At 42.5% G+C, this 22,254-nt stretch carries 7 protein-coding genes; 3 read left to right on the top strand and 4 right to left on the bottom strand.

The genetic code is table 11. From position 1 onward, the window contains the following. Nucleotides 1–28 precede the first annotated feature (28 nt). The 4 genes from ACHUFW_RS18075 to ACHUFW_RS18090 are packed head-to-tail and all read right to left on the bottom strand — an operon-like array spanning nt 29 to nt 18,074. Entirely contained in the window at nt 29–9,283 is a 9,255-nt protein-coding gene (locus ACHUFW_RS18075; protein WP_394205001.1) for a non-ribosomal peptide synthetase, read from the bottom strand. Then, nucleotides 9,280–12,651, bottom strand: coding sequence for a non-ribosomal peptide synthetase (locus tag ACHUFW_RS18080; RefSeq protein WP_394205003.1), 3,372 nt, complete (start codon nt 12,649–12,651; stop codon nt 9,280–9,282). The genes ACHUFW_RS18075 and ACHUFW_RS18080 overlap by 4 nt, the downstream gene beginning before the upstream one ends. Beyond that, nucleotides 12,648–15,839 carry a non-ribosomal peptide synthetase gene (locus ACHUFW_RS18085; protein WP_394205005.1) on the bottom strand — a complete coding sequence of 1,064 codons (3,192 nt, stop codon included), beginning with the start codon at nt 15,837–15,839 and terminating at the stop codon, nt 12,648–12,650. The genes ACHUFW_RS18080 and ACHUFW_RS18085 overlap by 4 nt, the downstream gene beginning before the upstream one ends. A 9-nt stretch (nt 15,840–15,848) precedes the next feature. Next, nucleotides 15,849–18,074, bottom strand: coding sequence for a penicillin acylase family protein (locus tag ACHUFW_RS18090; RefSeq protein ID WP_394205007.1), 2,226 nt, complete (start codon nt 18,072–18,074; stop codon nt 15,849–15,851). A 268-nt stretch (nt 18,075–18,342) separates the two neighbouring features. Here ACHUFW_RS18090 and ACHUFW_RS18095 point away from each other — a divergent pair, with 268 nt between their 5' ends. From ACHUFW_RS18095 to ACHUFW_RS18105, 3 genes are all read left to right on the top strand, one after another. Further along, complete coding sequence (locus tag ACHUFW_RS18095; RefSeq protein ID WP_394205009.1) at nt 18,343–20,478, top strand: winged helix-turn-helix domain-containing protein; 2,136 nt, start codon at nt 18,343–18,345, stop codon at nt 20,476–20,478. Nucleotides 20,479–20,860: 382 nt separating this feature from the next. Further along, complete coding sequence (locus ACHUFW_RS18100) at nt 20,861–21,034, top strand: hypothetical protein (RefSeq protein WP_394205011.1); 174 nt, start codon at nt 20,861–20,863, stop codon at nt 21,032–21,034. Nucleotides 21,035–21,123: 89 nt separating this feature from the next. Next, the gene (locus tag ACHUFW_RS18105) at nt 21,124–22,254 is read left to right on the top strand and encodes an efflux RND transporter periplasmic adaptor subunit (protein WP_394205013.1); all 1,131 of its coding nucleotides are present in this window, start codon (nt 21,124–21,126) and stop codon (nt 22,252–22,254) included.

Below are 22,254 nucleotides of genomic sequence, written 5' to 3' on the forward strand. Positions count from 1 at the left end.
ATTTCCTTTTGTGTAATCAATTTAAAATTTATTTGGCGTATTTAAGATCTGCAGGCTGATAGAGCATAGACTTCAGGTTAGTCACCACTGTGTGGCTATAAGTCGCTCCGACGATGCTGAAGTGATCGCTTTCGGGTATTACTATGTTGGTAACATCATCACAGTAGACTTGCCATTCAGCTACGCGTTGATGTTCACTAGAGGCAATCAGTAGTGTGCGGCCATTACTTGGTTGCATTTGATGATCGTTAAACAACTGATTATTGTTTTTTATAATTTGAAAATGCAGTGTTAACTCCTGCACGCTGGTATCCTCTGGCAAACGATGCTGAGCAATAGCTGCCTGATGTAAATATTCCAATGCCTGCTCTACAGAGACCTTTTTCAACTGAGAAATTTCTTCATCAGTGGCTCGTACACCCAGTTCGCTTGCAATCATGTATATGAGTGATAAATCATCAACTTCTTCAGCGTTATCGGTGGTAGGATAGGAATCAATCATAGCTACGTTGACCTCTACATCCCCTTGAGATAATGCTAGTCTTTGCATTTCATGAGCGATTACACCGCCCATGGACCAGCCCACTAGGTTGATGGTTCCTCCAGGTGCTTGACGACGGACAAGTGATAAATAATGACTGGCCATCGCTGTTAGGCTCTCAAAGCCATGGCTTGGGGTCTGTAAACCAAATATCGGTAGTTCACGGCCTAATTTGCTGACAATTTCGTTGTAGCAGAATACCTTGCCACCTAATGGGTGAATGAGAAATATCGGTGGCATACTTGGCATACCACTTCGCAACTTCACCAAAGTTTGATCATCGTTTGGTATACCGCTCTGCGTAAGTTTTTGCACAGCGATACTTTGTTCGTGAATCGTTTGGTGATCAAACATCATTGACGAGGTAAAATTCACATCAAAATGTTGTTGAATGCGCTTTGCCAATGAAATGGCTAGCAGAGAGTTGCCACCCACACTGAAAAAGTTTGTATCGGTACTTAAGTAACTGCAGTCGCTTCCTAGCAGTGACGACCAGAGAGTCGTTAGTTCTGCTTCCGTGTTATTTTCAGCTTTTCTTATTTGGCTAGATGGTACACTTTTTGACATTGCCAATGTGATATTTGCATTGGTCGTAGTGCTACTTGTATTTGGCAAACACTCCTTGTCAACATCATTATTCTTAGGAATGACTTGTTCAGTGATAGCGGTATTAGTCAGTTCGGTCAGCAATAATCTGTGTTTGGTATCAGATTTCATACTAGTTAAGTTGGTTAACACTTGCATAAAGTGTGTGTTCAGTAACTCAATTAGTTCATGATTGAATAGGCTACTGTCATAGTTCCAGCTGACTGTACCGCCAGATTCCGTTATTTTGACCTTGATATCGATATCAAATTTACAACTGACACTGTCTATTTCTAGAGGAGATAGCATTAATTCCTCAATAGATGACTTTTCTGTCGTATCAGGTAATGACACATCAAAGTCATTTTGTGCTGTTAGCATTACTTGGAACAGCGGCGTATGAGATCGGTTGCGTTGTACATTAAGTTTTTCAACCAACTGATCAAATTGCACTCCCTGATTAATTTGAGCTTCTGTGTGAACTTTCTTTATGTGTGTTAAGTAGTCATGTAGCGTTGGATACTCGGTATTGGCTCGTAATACTATGGTGTTGACAAAAAAACCAATTAACGGTGATAGTTCTGGTAACAACCTGCCAGCTGTTGGTGTACCAACCACGATATCTTTTTCGCCACTGGTTTTTGATAAACTCAAAGCAACAGCACCATGCAATAGCATAAACGGTGTCATTTTGTACTCTTGAGCAAGGGCTGTTAAAGCTTTGCAAATTTTGGGCTCTATTGAAGCTTCAAGGTTCAGCCCCACATTGGATTTAACTGCACTGCGCTCACTTTTGAGTGGAAGATTGTGCACTGCTGGTAAATCGTGAAGTTGATTTTCCCAGTATGCGAGTTGCGCTATGCTCTGCGCTTTTCTTTGTTGTTCCTGCTGCCACTGGGCGTAATCAATATATTGAATTGACAAAGGAGGCAAAGGATTTGTTAAACCTTTCGAATATGCTTGATAAAGGGTTAGAAACTCTTTGCGTAACACCTCCATTGACCAGCCGTCTGATGCAATGTGATGCACATTGAAAATCAGAATGCCTTCTTTGCTAGGGGTGTTTTGAGTCAGAATAAAGCCCGCTTTCATCATCACATCAAGTTCTAGGTCGAAAGACGTGTTTGCTTCTAGTTCGATGATTTCATTGATTCTGATCGCCTTAGTGTCAGTGTCCAATTCACACAAATTGTGCAACGCAAAAGGCACTTCTACTTTATGTTGAACGCACTGGCGAGGACCGTCTTTTGTTTGCACATAATTAGTGCGTAAAATTTCGTGACGTGCAACGATAGTGTTCAAGGCAGATTTTGCAGCGTCAATATCCAGATCTCCCTCTACATGCACAGCAGCGGGGATGTTGTATTCAGACGATCCACCTTGTAGAGAGTGAATGGCCCATAAGCGTTGCTGGGCACTGGATAGCGGCATTAACTGCTCTCGCGGAACAGAGTTAATGATCTCATGTTGTGAAATACCCTGCTCCTGCTCAACCAGCTGTGCCTGTTGGCGAATGGTTGTTGCATCAAACAGTTGCGCCAATGTCAAATCAACATGAAGTTGTTTTCTGATCTCTGCCAACAGTTTTACCGCCAGTAAAGAGTGGCCCCCAGCGGCGAAAAAGTCCGTTGTCACGCTTAGGTTAGCGGTATTCACACCGAGTAATATTGACCAAATAGTTAGTAGGCTTTGTTCCGTTTGGTTTTCGGCCGCAACATGATGATTACCAGTGATGAGATCATGCGGGGTAGGTAATGCTGTACGATTCAGCTTGCCGCTTGCATTGGTTGGTAACTCATCCAGTACGAGTATAAAATCCGGTACCATATAGTTGGGTAAAGTTTGCGCCAAAGTTTCTTTCATGGCATCGACATCGAATGGCTGGCTAGTGTTTTTATCCTCTTGAGGCACGATGTATGCGATGAGCTGCTGAACATCTTTTGTTGACTGATGACGGACCACCGCTGCTGAGGCTACCTGAGGTAGAGCACATAGTTCTGACTTTATTTCACCTAATTCAATTCGAAAGCCACGGATTTTGATTTGGTCATCTACGCGACCTATAAATTGCAAATCTCCATCTTCTAACATACGAACCAGATCCCCTGACTTGTAGAGCTTGGGACTACAGTTAAGGCGTGATCCATCATAGTATGGGTTGGCGACAAACTTCTCCTTGGTAAGGGCTGGTCTATGCAAGTAGCCTTGTGCTAGGCCTGCTCCGCCAATGTGGAGTTCACCTATTGCGCCTTTTGGTACTAGGCGCCCACATGCATCTAAAATTAACAATTCCGTATTAAGGGTGGGACGTCCAATGACAGCCCGATCTCTAATTAGTGCATAACTGCTGTTTACACCAGTTTCAGTTGGGCCGTACGCATTGATTAACCGTGTGCCGACAGCTCGTGTGTAATTGAGTAATTTGTCCAATGTCTTGCTATTTAGGTCATCACCGCTGGAGATCAAGTGGACAGGTACACCAGCAAGATCATCAACCAATAATTCTAACAACTGCGGTACAGCATTGAATACTTCTATGCGATGCTGAATAATGAGTTTCACGAGATTTTGTGGCTCAGCACATTCAGTCTCCGACGCGACAACAACTGGTTTACCTAAGGCGAGGCATACCAGCCCTTTTATGGAAGCATCAAATGCATAGGATGCTGTCCATAACCAAGGAGAACAGTCCGCAACACCTAATACCTGCAGCTGCTCATCAAATTCATAACTAAAAGACATCAAGGTACCGTGTGTCTGACATACACCTTTTGGTTTCCCTGTGGAGCCAGAGGTATAGATCACATAGGCTATTTGTTCAGCTATAGGTTGAGCCAAGGTGATGTTTGGGTTGAAGGTTGGGCAGTCAGAGTGCTTTTCGCCATCCAATAAAACTTGCTGCAATGTATTTTTAGGCAAACAAGTTGTATGAGATGACTGCACCAATACAGTAGTTAATTTGGCATCGTCAACAATGTAATGTAGGCGTGCTTCAGGATATGACGGATCAAGAGGGACATAAGCTGCGCCGGCTTTAAGAATAGCGAGAATACCAATGAGCATGTCCATTGAGCGACTAGTACATAGACCAATCAGCTGTCCTGGTTGCACATCACAGTTATTTATAAGGTGGTGAGCTAACTGATTGGCGCGGTTATTTAGCTGCGCAAAGGATAGCTGTTGTTTGTCGCATATAACGGCAACCTGATCGGGTGTTGTGATTGCATGCGACTCAATATCGTGATGTAAACAGATATCTTTTGCGTAGGCAATACGGGTGTTATTGAATTTGTTTACCAGAAAATGTGTTTCTAGTTTCGACAACATAGGAATATCGGCGAGTGGCATATTCGAGATAGAGGCCTTGTTAAGTTCTGCAATGCCGTTTAAACACCGTTTCAGGTTTTGTATCATCTTAATAATGGTATGTGATTGAAACAGGGCTGTGTCGTATATCCAATGCATGTTCACACCAGTATCATTAATATCTAGTTGAATAGATAAATCGAACTTGGCTACCGTTGCATCTGAATTTAATGGCGTTAACTGAAGATTCGGTATTGAAATAGGCTCACTACTGTTACGGTTGGCATGCTGACTGGCATTCGTTGTTACCATAATTTGAAATACAGGAGAGTGCGACGTATCACGCTCAATATTTAACCCTTCAACTAATTGTTCAAAGGGGAGATCCTGGTTTTCCTGAGCACCGAGGTGAACTTCTCGTACTTGTTTGAGGTACTCTCCTAATGACGAAACTCCTGTATCTACTCGTAGTACCAACGTATTAGCAAAAAAGCCAATTATTGGTTCTAGCTCAGCTTGTGTCCTGTTAGAAATTGGGGTACCAACAACGATGTCCCGACTATTTGAGTGGCGTGATAGTACCAATGCTAAGGCAGCATGCATTAACATAAACGGTGTCATTTTGTGCATGTTAGCGACATTGACAAGAGCTTCCCCTACCTCACATGATAGGTGTGCAGATTCGGAAGCACCTTTAAATTGTTTGCTTTTGGGCCTAGAAAAGTCTAATGGTAAGCTGTGTACTGCAGGTACGCCTTTAAGTTGTTGTTGCCAATATGCTGACTGGTTTTTTAGGGTATCTCCTTGCAATAATTTTCGTTGCCAAGCTGCAAAATCGGCATATTGAATTTCTAGTGGCTCCATTAATACCGGCCGCCCGGTAACAATGCTCTGATAGTGTGCCACAAACTCTTTAGTTAGAATTTCCATTGACCAACCGTCAGAAGCAATATGATGCATATTGAACACCAACACGCTTTTTTTAGGAGAGTTTTCGCAACCTTTAGAGAGCAAAATGGTGCAGGCTCTAACCATTAAATCATGACTTAAGTTAAAGGGGCGTTGCGCATCATTGAGTAACAATGTTTGCAATTGATTACGCTGAGCTGATCCTGACAAATGGCTTATGTCGATTTGTTGCAATGTAAAAACCGGGTCATTGATGATGTGTTGTAGCACCCCATCATAGGTATCATGGAACACTGTGCGAAGTGCCTCATGGCGATCAATTATCCGCTGCATAGCAACACCGACAGCATTTTCATCAAGCTCACCGATGACTTCTAGTGCCACCGGCATATTATATTCGCTACTACCGCCTCGTAACTTATCAATAAACCACAAGCGTTGCTGAGCAAACGACAGTGGCATTCCTAGTTCTTTACGGGGCATTCTCTCTATGGCTGGACGCACAGTCTGCAGCGTGGTCTCAGACAGTTTTACTGCCATGTTACGTATGGATTGAGCTTCGAAGATATCGCTGACAGTTATTTCATATTGCAATTGCTCCCTTACCATCGATACCAGTTTGACCGCCGTTAACGAGTGACCTCCCATATCAAAGAAGTTTGCTTCAACACTTAGATCGGTGTTGTTTATCCTGAGCACTTCAGACCAAATGACCTGAAGCGCATGTTCCAATTCATTTTGTGGTGCAACGTATATTTCTGCTGGTTCGTCACTTTGCAATGTCGCTAGTACTTTCTTGTCTACTTTTCCGTTTGGCATCATTGGCCAATCATCGACAATCACAAATGATGATGGAATCATGTATTCTGGTAGCTGTTTTGCTAATTGATTTCGAACAGATTTCAAAATGTCTTGGCGACCATTAACCAGTGAAACTGGTTGCAAATAAGCAATGAGCTGTTTTGTGCCTTGTTCAGTTTCAATAGCCATCACTAAGGCCACTTCAATCAGGTCGAGGCTAGCGAGTTGATTCTCTATTTCACCGAGCTCAATGCGGAATCCTCTGATTTTTATCTGATCATCTATACGACCGTGGAATTCCAGCTCTCCTTGTGAATTGCATGCGACCAAGTCTCCCGTTTTGTATAAGCGCTTACTACTTTGTGGTTGAGCGGGATTGTAATAGGGGTTGGCGACAAAGCGTTCTGCTGTAAGTTCAGGCTTATTAAGGTAGCCACGAGCCAAGCCAGCACCACCAATGTAAAGCTCTCCAACTGCACCAAGCGGTAATATTCCTTGCTTTTCATCTAGGATCATCAGGTTCGTATTGACGTTCGCAGAGCCAATAGGGACAGTTCTCTTAATAGTGTTTTCGGTAATGTGGAAGCCTGTTGCTGTTACTGTAGCTTCTGTTGGTCCGTAACTATTTATAAGCTCTACATTGTTAACCTGCTCAAAGTAAGCATTTACGGATTCTGTTTGTAGTGCCTCGCCACCTAAAATAACTAATCGCAGTTTGTCAGAGTTCACTTTGTCAGGGCCTGCATTGATTTGGTGCCAAAATGCGGTTGGTAGGCTAACTACTGTTACACCATGTTGTTGGCAAAACTGGCTAAAAGCATTTCGGCCCGACATACAGTCTTGATTTCGCAATACCAAAGTCGCACCACAGCATAAGGTGCTAAACATCTCTTCAACAAAAATATCGAAGTTCATGGTAGAGAACTGCAAAACTTTATCTCTTTTGCTAAGGCGATATCGCTGTTTTGTATTAACTAGAAAGTGATTCAGATTTCTGTGCTCGATCATCACACCTTTGGGCTTACCCGTAGAGCCTGATGTATAAATGACATAAGCAAGGTTATCGGTAGTCAGGTTTTGTGCGATGTAATCAGGATTGGTATCTGGGTAAGCTTCGAAATCACTTTCGCTAAAGGATACGGTTTGACAGTTTTCAAACTGCAGGCTTGAGGCTATATGCGGGTCTGAAATGATGACCTTTACTCCCGCATCCTCAATCATTGCATTGAGTCGCTCTTGTGGGTAGGAGGGGTCTAACGGCAAATAAGCTCCACCAGCTTTTAGTACAGCTAAAATCGTCATAATCATCTGGCATGAGCGACCCATGCTGATCCCGACTAACGTATCTGGTTCGATGCTAAACTGTGCTCTCAACAGTGCTGCAAGTTGATTTGCTTGGCGGTTTAACTGCTGGTAACTGAGTTGTTGTGTTTCTGATTCAACTGCTAACTGTTGTGGATTTAGTGCTACTTGCTTTTCAAATAATGTTTGAATGTTAACTTCAGCATCATAGTCAACCCACTCTCCATTTAAGGTGTTGTCGATGTTTTGTTTTTCCGTTGTTGTTAACATCGACAAGGTGGATAATGAACTACAAGGGTCTAAGTGCTCGCTGTGAAAGGCTAGCGTGTTCAGTAGCTGGCACAGATGGTGATTGATCTCTTCCACTTTATCTTGGCTGAAAAGTGCAACATCGTAGATGAACTTTACTTTCACACCATGTTCGCTCAGGCTAATACTGATATCCAAGTCAAACGGAGATTTAACTGCTACAGTGTCCGGCGCCATCGCAGACAATGTGCTGCCCGCGAGCTCCATCGAGTTTGCCTCTTGATTAACGCCAAAGTCATTTTCTGTCGTTAACATTATCTGGAACAAGGGAGTATATGCCGAATTTCTCGGCACTTTCATTAAATCAACCAACTTAGTAAAGGGCACATCCTGATTGGATTGTGCATTAACATGAGTTTGTTTAATGTGATTAAAGTAATCACCAATGGATTCATGCTGGGTATTACAGCGCAATGTCAGCGTATTAACGAAAAAGCCGATCAGCGGTTCCAATTCTCGCTTTAAGCGATTGGCAAAAGGTGAGCCTATGACAATGTCGTGGCTTCCGCTATGTCTAGAAATTACTAGAGCCAATGCGCCATGTAATAACATAAAAGGAGTAAGCTGATAGGCCGTTGCTAGCTTTTTTAGTCCGATGGCTATATCGGCAGATAAAATACGTTCTACTAACGCCCCTTCCTGCTGTTTGACTGGTGGCCGTTCAAACGACAATGGCAGACTATGGCATTGGGGTAACTCTTCTAGATTTTGTTGCCAATAGTTTAGTTGTCGTTTACTTTCCGCTGAATCTAGCTGTTTTAACTGCCAATTTGCATAATCAGCGTACTGAATATCTAGTTTAGGTAGTGGGCTAGGTTGTTCAGATATAAATGCTTGGTAAAGCACAAAAAATTCTTTGTGCAGTACTTCCATAGACCATCCATCAAACGCAATATGATGAGTGTTAAATAACAGTACTCCTCTCTCCTGTTCGCCTTTTTCAAGCTCTATATAGGATGCACGCAACATCAAATCCTTTTCGAGATCAAAAGGTCTATTTATGTCTTCTTTGAGTAGTTTAACTAATGCATCTTGCTTTACTCCCGCTGCAAGGGGGGTTAAATCATGCTTCTTTATACTCAATTCGAATTGTTGTTGAACCGTTTGTATCGGACCACTATCGCTTTCGTGATAGGTTGTTCGTAAAACTTCATGACGGCGCACAATTTCATTGAGAGCACGAGTGGCTGCATCGAAGTAAAATGGCCCACTGATCTCACACGCTCCGGGCATGTTGTACTCCGGAGATTCGCCGCTAATGCAGTTGGCCAACCACAACCGCTCTTGTGTCGGGGACAATGACATTGGCCCCGAGCGATCGATAGGTTGAATGGTTGTATCCTTGTTACCAGTGGTTGCCGAGTTAAACGACGTGATATATTGAGTCAGCTCCTCCTTATTTGATCTAATTAGATCCAATAGTTCTTGTGTTAGTTTGTGCTTGTTGCCTGTCAGGGCAATACCACTCTCTTCGAGAGTGATATTGATTCCGTTTTGCGCACACTGTTCGATGATGTGCTGCATGTTCATATTACAATCCTTTCAGCATCTTCTGAGTTGTTTGCTTGACTGCAAGCAGTGAGTACTTGACGTTGCTTTTCAATAAATTCACATTGTTTTGCTAGGGCTCGGATCGTAGGACCTTCCATTAGATCTTTTAGTGGTAACTCAATACCGAGCTTTTCTCGGCATGCACTTGCTAATCGAATGCCTAATAGTGAATGTCCGCCAATTTCGAAGAAGTTGGCATCAACACTTATGTTTTCTTGGCCAAGTAACTCTTGCCAAATGGCTTGGATATTTGTTTCCAGTTCTGTTTCTGGTGCGACATAACAGGCTTGTTCTACCTGTACATCCATTGACAGTAGTGCTTTGCGATCACGTTTCCCATTTGTAGTGATTGGCATTTCAGGCAGCATGACAATTTGTGTGGGCACCATATAACTTGGTAAGCGCGTTTCCAGGAATGTACTGATATGTTGGTTATGAGCCTGATCGGGTACCAAGTAGGCGACAAGTTGCTCATCTTTTACTAGAACCGCGGCTTCATCAATGGCTGGATGCTCAATGGCGATTGATTCAATTTCTTCCAACTCAATTCGATATCCACGCAGTTTAACTTGGAAATCTGCACGTCCTAAAAACTCCAATTGGCCTGCGTTGTTCCAGCGGACTAAGTCACCGGTTTTATATAGTCTTCCCCATTCATCTGAATCAATGAACTTTTCTTGAGTGAGCTTTTGATTATTGAAGTAACCTCGGCTGACGCCTTCACCACCAATGAACAGCTCGCCCTTCGCACCAACTGGCAGCACCTGGCCAGTTTGATTCATGACGTAAAGCCTCACGTTGGGCAGCCCTTTGCCAATGTTAGGAGGACTGCTCGCTTCGATGTCAGCAAAGCTAGCATTTACGGTACATTCGGTCGGTCCATATACGTTTATAGCGAAGCCATTGCTACTTGCAAAATATTCTGCTAGCTGAGTCCACAACTCTGGGCTGATGGGCTCTCCTCCTATCAACATGCTTGGTAGCTCATGCTGCGTTTCAACACATTCCCGCAGCAGTAAGTCGGCCAGAGATGGAGTGGTATCTAACATGTCTATTTGGGCTTGGTTAATGTAATCAGCCAGTGCTTTAGGGTCGCGACGCATATCGTCCGTCAACAAATGTAGCTCTACCCCAAAGGCCAACTGGGTCAATGCTTGAACTGATGCGTCAAATACGATCGGTGCGTTCCAGGCCCAACTGTAATTCCCCGTCAAACCGCGTTGCGCTAACAGGTCTCGCATAGAGTAAGTTAGATTAGCTACATTTTGATGGGTGACTTCTACTCCCTTAGGGCGACCAGTAGAGCCGGACGTAAACAGAATGTATGCTAAATCGGTGTCTTTAATGTTGACTTTAGGAGGCTCGTCACTTGCTATTTGCCAGTCCTTATTTGCCATTTGAATGATAGTAAGCGTGCTGTCGCTCATTGATGCAGTAATATCAGCGGTTGTGATCAGCGTAGTAGCTTGCGTTTCATTCAAAATGTAATCCAATCTCTCAATTGGGGTAGTGGTATCTAGCGGGATGTAAGCTGCTCCCGTTTTCATAATAGCCAGCATGGCGATCAACATTTCAGAGGAGCGTGGCAAACATAATCCAACGGCAGAATTAGCAGTAACTCCTTTCTCGATGAGGTAGTTGGCTAAACTATTTGCTTGTGCATTAAGTTTGCTGTAACTGATTGTTTCACCTTGGAAGCTCAGTGCATTTGCTTCGGGGTTTAAGTCACTGTATTGCTCGATCATGTGCACTAAGGTGTGTTCTTTTGGGTAGTCGCTATTCGTTACTTCAAGCCAAGGCTGTGCACTTTGTTTGGTAAGTAATTCTAGGCGGTTAATGTGACACTGCGGGTTAGCCAGTGTATTTTCTACCAAGGTTTCGAACGCGATCGCTAATTGTTCGATAGTTTGTTGTTCAAAAATATCAGCCTGATATAACCATCTCAGTTCTAGTTCTCCTTCTTTTTCAATAGCCTCAAGAGATAAGTCAAAATGAATAAACTCATCGCACTCTTGTAGCGACATATTCAAGTCTGGCAAGGCAAAGTCTGAGCTTTCGTGATTTTGTAATACAAACCAGATTTGGAACATTGCCTGATGACTGCTAGTTCGCTCAGGGTTGATAGCTTCCACTAGTGCATCAAAAGGCAAGTTTTGATTTTCGAAAGCATCTAAAATGGTTTTTTTGTTGCGTGCCAACAACTCACAAAAGGTTGGGTTGTCAGCCAGATTGGAGCGTAAGACAAGGTTATTTAGAAAAAAACCGATAAGGGGTTCGGCATTCTGATGCATCCGCCCAGCAACTGGGGTGCCCATCACAATGTCCTCTTCTCGACTAAACTTACTTAGCGTTAGTGCATACAGGGTTTGCAGTGCCATGAACAAGGTCACTCCCTCGGCTTTGCACAAATCATTCAGCTTTTTCAATACAGCCGAAGATATAGTACGTTTAACCTTTTCACCAATTATGGTGGGCTTAGTTGTACGCGGTTTATCTAGCGGTAAGCTGTGTACTGGCGGCGCGTCTTGAAGATGATTTGTCCAGTAATTTAACTCGTTTTCATATACTGAACCTTGCATCCACTCTCGTTGCCAGTGTGCATAGTCACTGTATTGCACATCTAATTTAGATAGTGGGTTGGCCATGTTCTGGCTAAATGCGCTATACAGCAAGTTAAACTCTTTAATAAAGACACCCACTGACCACCCGTCAGATGCAATGTGATGCATGCTGAACAAAGCTACGTGTTTGTCTTCGCGGAATTTAAGTAATTTCACCCGCAACATGATATCTTGCTCAAGATTGAACTGAGTAAGGGCTTCTTCTCTCGCCATTTCCTGAACTTTTTGATCAAATGCAGCTTGATCAAGATCGCTCAAATCAACTTCAGGAATGCTGGCATCAAACTGTTCCAATACCTCTTGATAACATTCATTATCCTTTTCTCTGTATACGGAACGAAGCACTTCGTGGCGCTCAATGATAGTATCAATCGCTTGTTGCATTGCTGCTTTATTTAGTTTGCCTTCGAGCAAAAAAGGTGCTGAAACGTTGCTCTGTGCTGCACCCTGCTCCATTCGATCTACAATCCACAAACGCTGTTGTGCGAAGGATAAAGGTGCTGGTCCGTTATGTTCTGCCTTTTTAAGCTGCTGCCTGTTCAGCGCCGCTTGTTGTGATTGAAATGCCTCAATATAGCTAACCAACTCTTGTTTATGTGATTTTAGTAATACAAGCGTGTCTTGAGACAGGTTGTCTTTGTTAGTGTCGACCTGCAAGTTGCCATTGTCGACAGATAAAAAGATACCTTGCTCTAGGCAGATGTTAATGATGTTTTCCGCATTCATAGTATGATCCTTTGCTTATTTTCCTGATTCAGATTTGCATGTATAACTTTTGATGCAGCGCGTTGGCTGTCCATCGATTGAGTGATTAGTTCTGAGAGTTGCTTGATGGTGGGAGCTTCCATAAAGTCTGAGAGTTTTACCTCGACTTTAAAGATATCTCGACAAGCACTGGCAACACGGATTGCCATTAGCGAGTGGCCACCAATATCGAAGAAGTTATCTTCAATACTTATGCTGTCTCTAGCCATGAGCTTGTGCCAAATTTTTTGGATTTCGTTTTGGGTTTCTGTTTCCGGTGCGATGTATTGACTGCTGTTTGATTCAAATTCCATGGCCGCTAGTTGTTTGCGGTCCTTCTTACCGTTGCTGGTGATTGGAATATTAGGGATGAAATCAATTCTGCTGACTTGCATATAGTCTGGTAGCACGTTCTCTATATGTCGGTATAGCTCACTTTCTTGCACTCCTTCAGCAACAATAAAAGCATGCAGTTGTTGATTGTTGAGAATGACAGCTGTCTCACTGACGCCTGAGTATCGACATAGGACATCTTCGATTTCTTCTAGCTCAATACGGTGACCGCGCAGCTTTATTTGATGATCTGTGCGCCCTTTGTATTCAAGCTTTCCATTTTCCCCAAGGCAAGCTAGGTCACCGCTCATGTAAACTCGGCCATAAACTGGGTGGTCAATGAATTGTTTTGCAGTTAATTCAGGGTTGTTTGCATATCCAGTTGCCAAACCTGCACCACCGATAGCCAGTTCACCGATAACACCGGTAGGCAGAAGCTGCTGTTTATCTCCAAGAACAAACAGTCGACAACCAGGAATACTAGTACCTATGGAAGGTTCACAGTTACTGTTTATTGATGCAAAAGTACTGTTTACTGTGCACTCTGTTGGCCCGTAAACATTCAGAGCAAAACGTCCAGAATGTTCAGATTGTGCGGCAATTTGTTGCCAAAGCGATGGAGATATCGCCTCTCCACCAACCAGTAAGTTAGGTAGTGGTGTTTTTTGTCTATCAGCCTCTTTTATTAGCAATTCCAACAGCGTTGGAGTTATGTCGAGTAAATCGATGTCATTTTCTTCGAGGTATGTGACAAGCATTGTAGGATTGGCTCTATGTTCGTCGTCGAGCAGGTGCAACTGTGCCCCTTTTACCAATGCGGTTAGTGCTTGCACTGATGCATCGAAATGTAACGGTGCATTCCATGCCCATCGAAAAGGGGCTTCAAGCTCCTGTTCAGCCAGCACTTGATTCATGGCTTGTTGCAAATGTGTCACATTGCTGTGATTGACATTTACGCCTTTAGGTCGGCCAGTCGATCCCGATGTATAGATAATGTAAGCAGTATCTTCTGCTCGAATGTTTACCGCTGGGTTATTGCTGTCAAATTGCTCCAGCCAATGTTCTTCCAATGCCTCATCTATCAATAGTGTGTGTTCAATAAAACCGGGCATTAGCACACTGCTTTTGTGATCCGAGACAACCACCTTTATCTGTGCATTGTCAGCGATATATCTCACTCTTTCTGCAGGAGCTTTAGGATCAACCGGAACGTAGGCCGCGCCCGCTTTTAAGATGCCGAGTAAACCGATCACCATTTCAATAGATCGTTGAGCACACAAGCCTATTGCAGGTACATCAGCTGCTCTATCGACTGGGAGCAGAGATTGAATTTTGGAAGCCAGTTTATTCGCTTTGCTATTTAATTCTGCGAAGGTCAAAGCCTGTTGATTAAATACCAATGCCGTTGCTTGTGGTGTTGCTTTTACCTGACATTCGAACATATCAACAAAATTGTCAGCACTATTGCTTGTTGATATGTTGGATAAGTTATTCAATTGCTCATAGCAGGCAGTGTCCTGTTTGCTAAGTAGTTGTAGTTGGTCTAAACGAATTTTCGGGTTGGTTACGATTTGCTCTACCATGAGCATGATCCGCTCTAATATTTGGCTCGCCTCCTGCTCGGTGAAATATTCGTTTTGCGCTTCGATCTGAATTTGAATATCTTGCTGGTCCCTGAATTCGCAAAGGTGAAATTTGAACGGTGGCTGAGAACCTGTTCGTAGCGAATTCACCTCCACACTGGGGTCAATATCAAACGCGACCTTGTAGTAGTTAAAGTTAATATCAAATAGATTGCTGATATGTGGCTGAGTAGCACGTGCACGCTGAAAGACCTTGCTCATTGGGTATTTGGTATGTCGTGAGATAGACTTTAACTTCTCGTTTAACTCACTGACTAGCTCAACAAATGTCATTGAGGAATCTATGGTCATTAGTAGCGGACTTACACTGGCAAAACAGCCAATGGCACGCTTAGCAGGACCGGTGCGATTGTGAAATGGTAAGCAAACAGGAATCACTTTACTTCCATAACAAGATGCAAAGTAACTATATAGTGTACCGATAAATAATTGATGAATGGTGGCATTAATTGATTCAGAAAATTCGATCAGCCGCTGGTAGTGTTCTGGACAGATAACCTTGCTGACCATACAGGTGTTATTTTCATTAGGCTTCGGAGTATGCTGTGGCTTTATTACAGGCTCAAATGGCTGTTCTAATTGACTTTCCCAGAACTCTGCTGATTTGGTATAAGACTTACTTTCCACATATTTATAGGACTTTTGTGCTAAGTCATAAAATTGCGTTGGCTGTTGCTTAGATTCCTCGACATATTCACCGGTAAGCTCAAAGTAATGACTAAAGATATTTTCGGTCCAAATTCCGTAACTCAGCCCATCGAGGATCAAGTGATGGGCGTACAATACGAGCCAATACTCCTCTTCTGCCACTTTTAATATATAAGTGGCGTATAGACCTTGTTGGTTTAGCTGGAATACCTTTTTGAACTGTGATTCAACCCATTTTCTAGCTTCAACCTGTGGCGCTTCATAGTGGTCAAATTCCAAGTACTCCATTTTTGTTGGTGTTGGCTCGAAGGTTTGCACTATCTGCTCACCTTCTTCTTTGAAAGCAATATGAAAAACATCGTGTTGATTGATGACTGTATCAATCGCTTGACGCATCGCTTCAACATTAAGTTTTGAATTGATAACCCCGTATCCACCGGTGTTGTATGCGGTGCTGCTAGGATCCCTGGACTGATCGAAATAAATTTCCAATTGCGATGAGGTCAGCGGATAACTGATTGTTGGCGATTCTGTAATGTGACTCATTGAAATTCCCTAATTCATTTGTTTTGGATTAAGCGTTAATTTGAATTGTGGTTTTCCCGGCAAAAGGGGAACGGGTTTCTCGTTCATCCAATCATCGTGCCCGGAGCGCCAGTATGGCGATAAAGGGGTGCTGGCTTGTCCAAATGGCATGCTGAGTAAACTGTCTGCATGGTTATCTGGGCTGATAACAAGTCGCAATGTAGCCCCGAAATTACCAAGTTGTGTTTTGGGGAGATGCGTATCACCGGATACGCTAATATTGGGTAAAGCGAGAAGCCAATTATTGAGATAACTGAGAGATGAGGACAGTACGTGCTCAAAGTGAACTTGGTTGTATTTTCCCCAAATAGCCTGGTCTAGAGAGCCATGCTCTTCTTTGAAAAGCTGATCTAACTCCAGAACAATATGACCGTATAAATTGCGCCACTGTGTGAATTGTGGGTCGAGGAAATGTTCAGGTTGTTGCTCTGTTATCAGCCACAGTGACTGTTCCCAGTATTCTGTTGAAAAAAAGTATTCAGAGATATCGTCAGATAGGTTGGCTGGTAACTTGTTTGCAAAAATGGGTTTAAACACATACTCAGCAACTCGCTCCTTAAAGGCGCGAATTAATAAGTAACCTGCTGAATTAGGCGAAGCATCACCGTTCCACTGGTCAACCAAACGTCGAAAAGAGTTTAAGTTTGGGTGTTCTGTCAAAAGCTGTTCATTTAACACATTCAGCATAAATTGTTGCCAGCGCAACATAGACTGATTACGTTTATCCACCAAAGAGTTGAACACTTTGTATTGATCTGGGCGGTACATGACAAACAAATTGTCCTTAATTTGTTTTTGTCGCTGCCCTAGCCACATTTTATCCTTGTGGTGATGAGTTCCAGCTATCACATCGAAATAGGGCACATCTGCGACGGAGAGGTGTCCACTAGACGGATTTAAAATGTGCGGATAGTGAGAGTGGTTGTAAAAATCACTGCGGTTTGACAAACATAATTTACGTTCTTTAAGACAGGATTTCATGGGAATTGCTCCCATTAAGGTCCAGCCAACATTCCCTTGTGTATCACCAACAAATACATCCATATGGGGGATTCTGGACTGCGCAGCTCTATTGAGCACCTCTTCAGTGCTGGTTGCCGACTCCAATTCCAATAATCCCATATTGATGCTAAATGGGGAGTTAGCGACCCATCGCCACACATTGAAAAAATTGTCTTCTTCAGCAACAACTGGTCCCCATGGTGTATCATTGACGACATGCGATAGAATGCCTTCCTGATGAACTTCAATGTCAACCTGTCTGGTCTGCGCGGGAGTCTCGGTTTTGTGTTTTTTGAGTAAATAACTCCAATTACTCTTTGATAGCGAGATACCCCAAGCTACGTGATTGTTTGTTCCTGAGAAAAATAATGGAAACCCTGGCAAGGTTATACCGTTAAAGGTTTTTACTTGCTGACCGTCACTGATGACTTGTATAGCGCGAAACCACATATTCGGCATTTCCAAGTTCAAGTTAATGTCAGCGACAACGGTGGTGTTGCGATTGTATTTATTAGATGTTACCCAACCGGTACTTGAGGGGCGGTGGGATACATTGACATCTGGGTTATAAGGTGTTGGGGGTTGTAAATCATATTCTCGCGTATTCCAAATCTCGGGACCGGGTACCTTGGTTTGCGGTATCTTGCCCTGATGCAGTTGACTTTCTGGTAGTAAGAACGCAAACAACTCCGGTGTTAAGGCTTCTGATAATATTTGGCGATTAACTAAACGTGACATATCTTGGCCTTGAAGGCGCATAAAAAGTGCGTACACAACTAAGATTGAATCATGTTCCTGCCATTTTTTAGGCGTCAGTTTAAGTGCCTTATACTCAAAGGGGAGCGAGTTGAGTTGTTGTAACCCTTGATTGACACCGGCGCTGTAACTATGAAGCAAAGCTTGGTGAGAAGCGGGCAGGTTGTTTACAACCTGTTTCGCTAAATTTTCAAATTTGAACAATGCCGCTTGTTTGTCGGATTCTATTCCTTTATGACCGATTAGCGCACTTAGGCCGCCTGTTGCAGTGCGTCTGAGTAGATCCATTTGGAAAAAGCGCTCTTGACTATGTAAGAACCCCAATGCAAAGGCACTGTCTTCTCGATTGGAAGCATATAAGCTGGGCAACCCATTTGTGTCTCGTTCGATTTTTACTGGTTTCTTTACGTCGTCCAGGTTGAGTTGACCATTTAACAATGGGACTGCTTGGGATAACAGGGACAATTGATATATGCATAAAGCCGCTATTAGGCAAATTACCAGCGACATAAAATACCAAAATAGTTTCCACGAGTTTATTGAGTGTGCCACGAGAATACTTTCCTCATTCAGCTAAAAATGCGCTCAAAAATAGTTCAGCAATGATGAGAGGAAAATTTAAACTCGGCAAAGTACTTATTGTGATTTTCTGTGTTATATTGGTTCGGTAACAGGAAGTCACAACTATGAAACTGCGCGTTATTAAATGGAATATATAGAAAAAATGGGGAATTTATTCTGGCTGAGAGCAAATACTGTTGTTGTCGGCGAGTTTGTTGTGGATTTCAAAAAGACACAAATTTCCCGTAATGAGCAGGTTATTAAGCTTGAACCATTAGCTATGGAGCTTTTGTGTTACCTTATTTCTCGAAAAGGAGAGTATGTTAACCAAAAGGAATTGCTAGAAAATGTATGGAATGGACGTATTGTTTCCGATAACGCTATACGCAGAGTAGTAAAAAAGCTCAGAGATGCCCTTGGGGATGAGCCTAAGTCTCCAAAATACATAAAGACAGTACCTAATAAAGGGTATTTACTCATTGCAGATGTTGTCATTGAAGACACAGAAAATGACATGTTGGACACAGATATACCGACATTAAAGGATGAGATCAACTCTTCAACTTCTATAACGCCAACAGAGCCCAAAAAGGGTAGAGTTTCCGTATTAACATCAATATTAATCGTGGTTGTGTTTGGCTATTTTATATATTCATCGACACTATTTAAATCTCAACCACCTATTCAGGTTGAAACTATTACGTCTATGCCTGGCGAAGCTTATTGGGCTAACTTTAATCCTAAGAATGGTGCTATTGTTTTTTCTCACCGAAAATCAGCAAGTGGCTATTTTGATCTTTATTTGAAAAACCCACAATCCCATACCATTAAAAGGTTAACTCGTGGGGAAGCGAACCATAATGTACCGACTTGGTCGAATAGCGGTGACCGGTTGGCGTATCAAAGGCAAAGTGGTGAAAAGGTAGAGTTAGTTGTGTTAACTCTTTCTGATGAACTACGTGTCAAAAGCTCTGAAACCGTATTGACCTATGATTCACTGCAGCCGAGTTTGAACTGGTCACCCGATGACAGCGCTTTATACTTCGTGCATCGCCAAAGCATAGAGCACCCCTATTCGCTATTTTCTTTGGATATTGCCAGTCGTGAACTGGAGCAGGTTACTTTCCCCAATATCGATAGTGTTGGTGATTACACCGCGCAATTTTCACCAGATGGGAAATATCTGGCAATGCTTAGGTATCAGCGCTATGACAGAGTGCATTTGATGATTATTGATATAAACAGTGGAAAGGTGATTAGTAATCATAAACTAGACAGCGCCCCCATTACGTTAAGCTGGGATCTTCAGAGTGAAGGTGTGTATTTTGCCAGCGGCGATAAAATTTATCTATTTGATTTGGCTTCAGGTAGCTTTTCAGTATCAGCAATAGATGGCTCTGGAGTGGAAACCATTTTCGATAATTGCGGTAAACGTTGTTTAATCGCTAATACCGCAGATGAAAATAATAGGGATATTAAGGAACTCGTAAATCCTTTTATGGCGTTAAATGGCGCACTGTTGGATGTTTTTGAACTCCCGATGGCCGGAGACGAAGGCTCCCCAGTGTACACTAATAAGTCAGATGAAGTTGTATTCCGAACTCGTATTGACGGGATTCCCCAGATAGTGCGTTATTCAGACCTTGAGGGGATGCAGGTGATCACCCAGTTTGACAGTGTTAAACGATTAACTGGGTTACAGTTTAATCCTGAAACTGAATATATCCTAGGGTTGAGAGATAAACAGGTTTTTGTATTAAATGCCACAACCGCTAATATTCAATTGATTAGCCAGCAAATGGAAAATGCACAGCGACCAAATTGGAGCGCCGATGGTAAAAGCATTTATTACTCAAGGCAGGAGCCAGGTACTAAGGCGTTAATTCGTTATGATATAGAGACACAAAAGCACCATAGATTGTTCAGTGACATCATTGAAGCCAAAGAAGATAAAGCTGGTCAATATTTGTACATCCTTAGCAGCAAAGGTGAGCTTAGTCGCATTGCAGTATCAAACTTTAAAAATAAGCAGTTTATTGCAACTATTCCAACAGTTTCTAATATTTCATGGCATGCTTTTGAAGAGAGCGTGTATTACACATCACCTAAAGGAAAAGATTTTATTTTAAACAAAATTGATTTGGATACTATGCAGCAAAATAGTGTTCCATGGCAAAAGAATACTTATTATGCTCATTTTGATATTCATCCAAGCGGAAGAAAATTCCTTGTGTTGCAAGATAATATACCAAATGCCAATTTAGTCTCTCTTTATATGTAAATGGGGCCGATAGGCTTTTTTCACTTGTTTAGGCGGATGTTCAACGTCACTTGAACTAATACCCTACTTTCTATAAACATCTCTTCCACATTTCAATATTAGCCATTTTCGCTAGTTAATACATCCCTTTGAAAGTGCCGCGTTACCATCCGTTACCAAGTTCATGTTGTTGATATTATTGGTTTTATTATCTATTTTTTGACTTTATTCTGGCTTGTTGCCTCTATATTTTTTTTTAACCTAACAACTAGTCATGAGAAGTGTGATGTAAGTTTTCCTAGATATGGATATTGTGATTTCACGTTAAGGCCAAGCGGTCTTGTAATACCTCAAAACTAAGAATACACCGTATGGGTGTTTAAAAGGAAAGGAACACAAAGTTATGTCTTCATTAAGAAAAGTTAAAGCAGCACTAACACTCGCAAAATTAATGACTGTGCTTGTAACTAGCATTATTTCGTTTCAAGCATCTGCTGAAGAAGTAGAGGTGAGTAGTGAAGAGCAACCAGAACCAATGTTTTGTTTAATTTTACCAAAGTGTGAAGGACACAGTTAAACACGGTTTCGCAATTGCAGCCCTACATAACCAATTTTCAATGATGTGATTTGTAGGCTTAGGAGTTAGCAAAAATTAGAGGAAGCCAGATGAAATCAATGACATTTAATATAATTGTGCTGGTTGTAATTTGTTCATCAGCCAGTGGTTTATTTTTTATTATTAATGCGACCGCAGTTGAACAAACGGGTCATGTTCAGCACGACCACGTACCTGTAGTTGAAGTACAGAATATCGGCCAGCAGGAGCACAGCGTTCTTATCATGGGCCATGGTGAAGTCTCTCCATTTGAAAGTACACAAATTACGTCAGAAGTTTCTGGGAAGGTGACCTTTTGGAACCCAGCACTTGCTCCGGGAGGCCTGGTAAAACGAGGAGATTTACTTTTCAGTGTAGAAAAAGACGCTTATCTAACCGATGTATTGCGCGCAAAGCAGTCAGTTGCGTCTGCAAAAGCACAGCTGATAGAGGAGCAAGCTAGGGGCAACGTGGCGGCAAATGTGATTCAGACTCACGGAAATATAAAAGTCAGTGAACTATATTTACGCCAACCACAGTTGTTGCAAGCTCAACGAGCATTAGAGTCGGCGCAAGCCGAACTACATCTTGCTGAAAATAGATTGGAAGATTGCGATGTATATGCTCCTTTTGACGCTTTGGTAATGACGCGCAATATCGGACAAGGCCAATACATTAATACAGGTGAGCGCGTCGCATTGATACACAGTGTTGAGTATGCCGAAATCCATGTGCCTGTGCCGGGATTTGACTCCGAGTTTTTGCCAGATACTTTCGAGTCCGTTATTGCTCAAGTAGAACATGACCATGGCTTCTTAAGGCTGTCATCAGATGTGAGGGATCTCGGTTTTGTAGACAGCCGAACACGGATGAGAAAAGTTGCGATAAAAGTAGCTGATCCATATGGATTAACGTCAGGGTACCCCGCTCTTCGTTTTGGCGATTACGTGAAAGTTTCTTTTCCTGGTAAACAATTGCTAGATGTTTATAAAGTACCTAGCCAGTCAATTGTAGATGAGATGATTTGGCTCGTTAATATGGACAATAAGCTTGAAAACAAGCAGGTTTCGGTACAACGTTCTGAACCTGGCTATTACATTGTCAGTGGTACTTTGGGTAAACGGGCTCCTGTGGTGGTAAACCTCCCCGATTACCCAATTGCTGGTACTTTGGTCAACCCTCTCATTTCTTCTGCACCGTAA

Origin of the sequence: Shewanella waksmanii (assembly GCF_043643685.1) — a bacterium.
Classification (GTDB): domain Bacteria; phylum Pseudomonadota; class Gammaproteobacteria; order Enterobacterales; family Shewanellaceae; genus Shewanella; species Shewanella waksmanii_A.

Coding starts and splice junctions, on each gene's coding strand:
- ACHUFW_RS18075 (WP_394205001.1), bottom strand. CDS start 9,283: ATGAACATGCAGCACATCATCGAACAGTGTGCGCAAAACGGAATCAAT.
- ACHUFW_RS18080 (WP_394205003.1), bottom strand. CDS start 12,651: ATGAATGCGGAAAACATCATTAACATCTGCCTAGAGCAAGGTATCTTT.
- ACHUFW_RS18085 (WP_394205005.1), bottom strand. CDS start 15,839: ATGAGTCACATTACAGAATCGCCAACAATCAGTTATCCGCTGACCTCA.
- ACHUFW_RS18095 (WP_394205009.1), top strand. CDS start 18,343: ATGGAATATATAGAAAAAATGGGGAATTTATTCTGGCTGAGAGCAAAT.
- ACHUFW_RS18100 (WP_394205011.1), top strand. CDS start 20,861: ATGTCTTCATTAAGAAAAGTTAAAGCAGCACTAACACTCGCAAAATTA.
- ACHUFW_RS18105 (WP_394205013.1), top strand. CDS start 21,124: ATGAAATCAATGACATTTAATATAATTGTGCTGGTTGTAATTTGTTCA.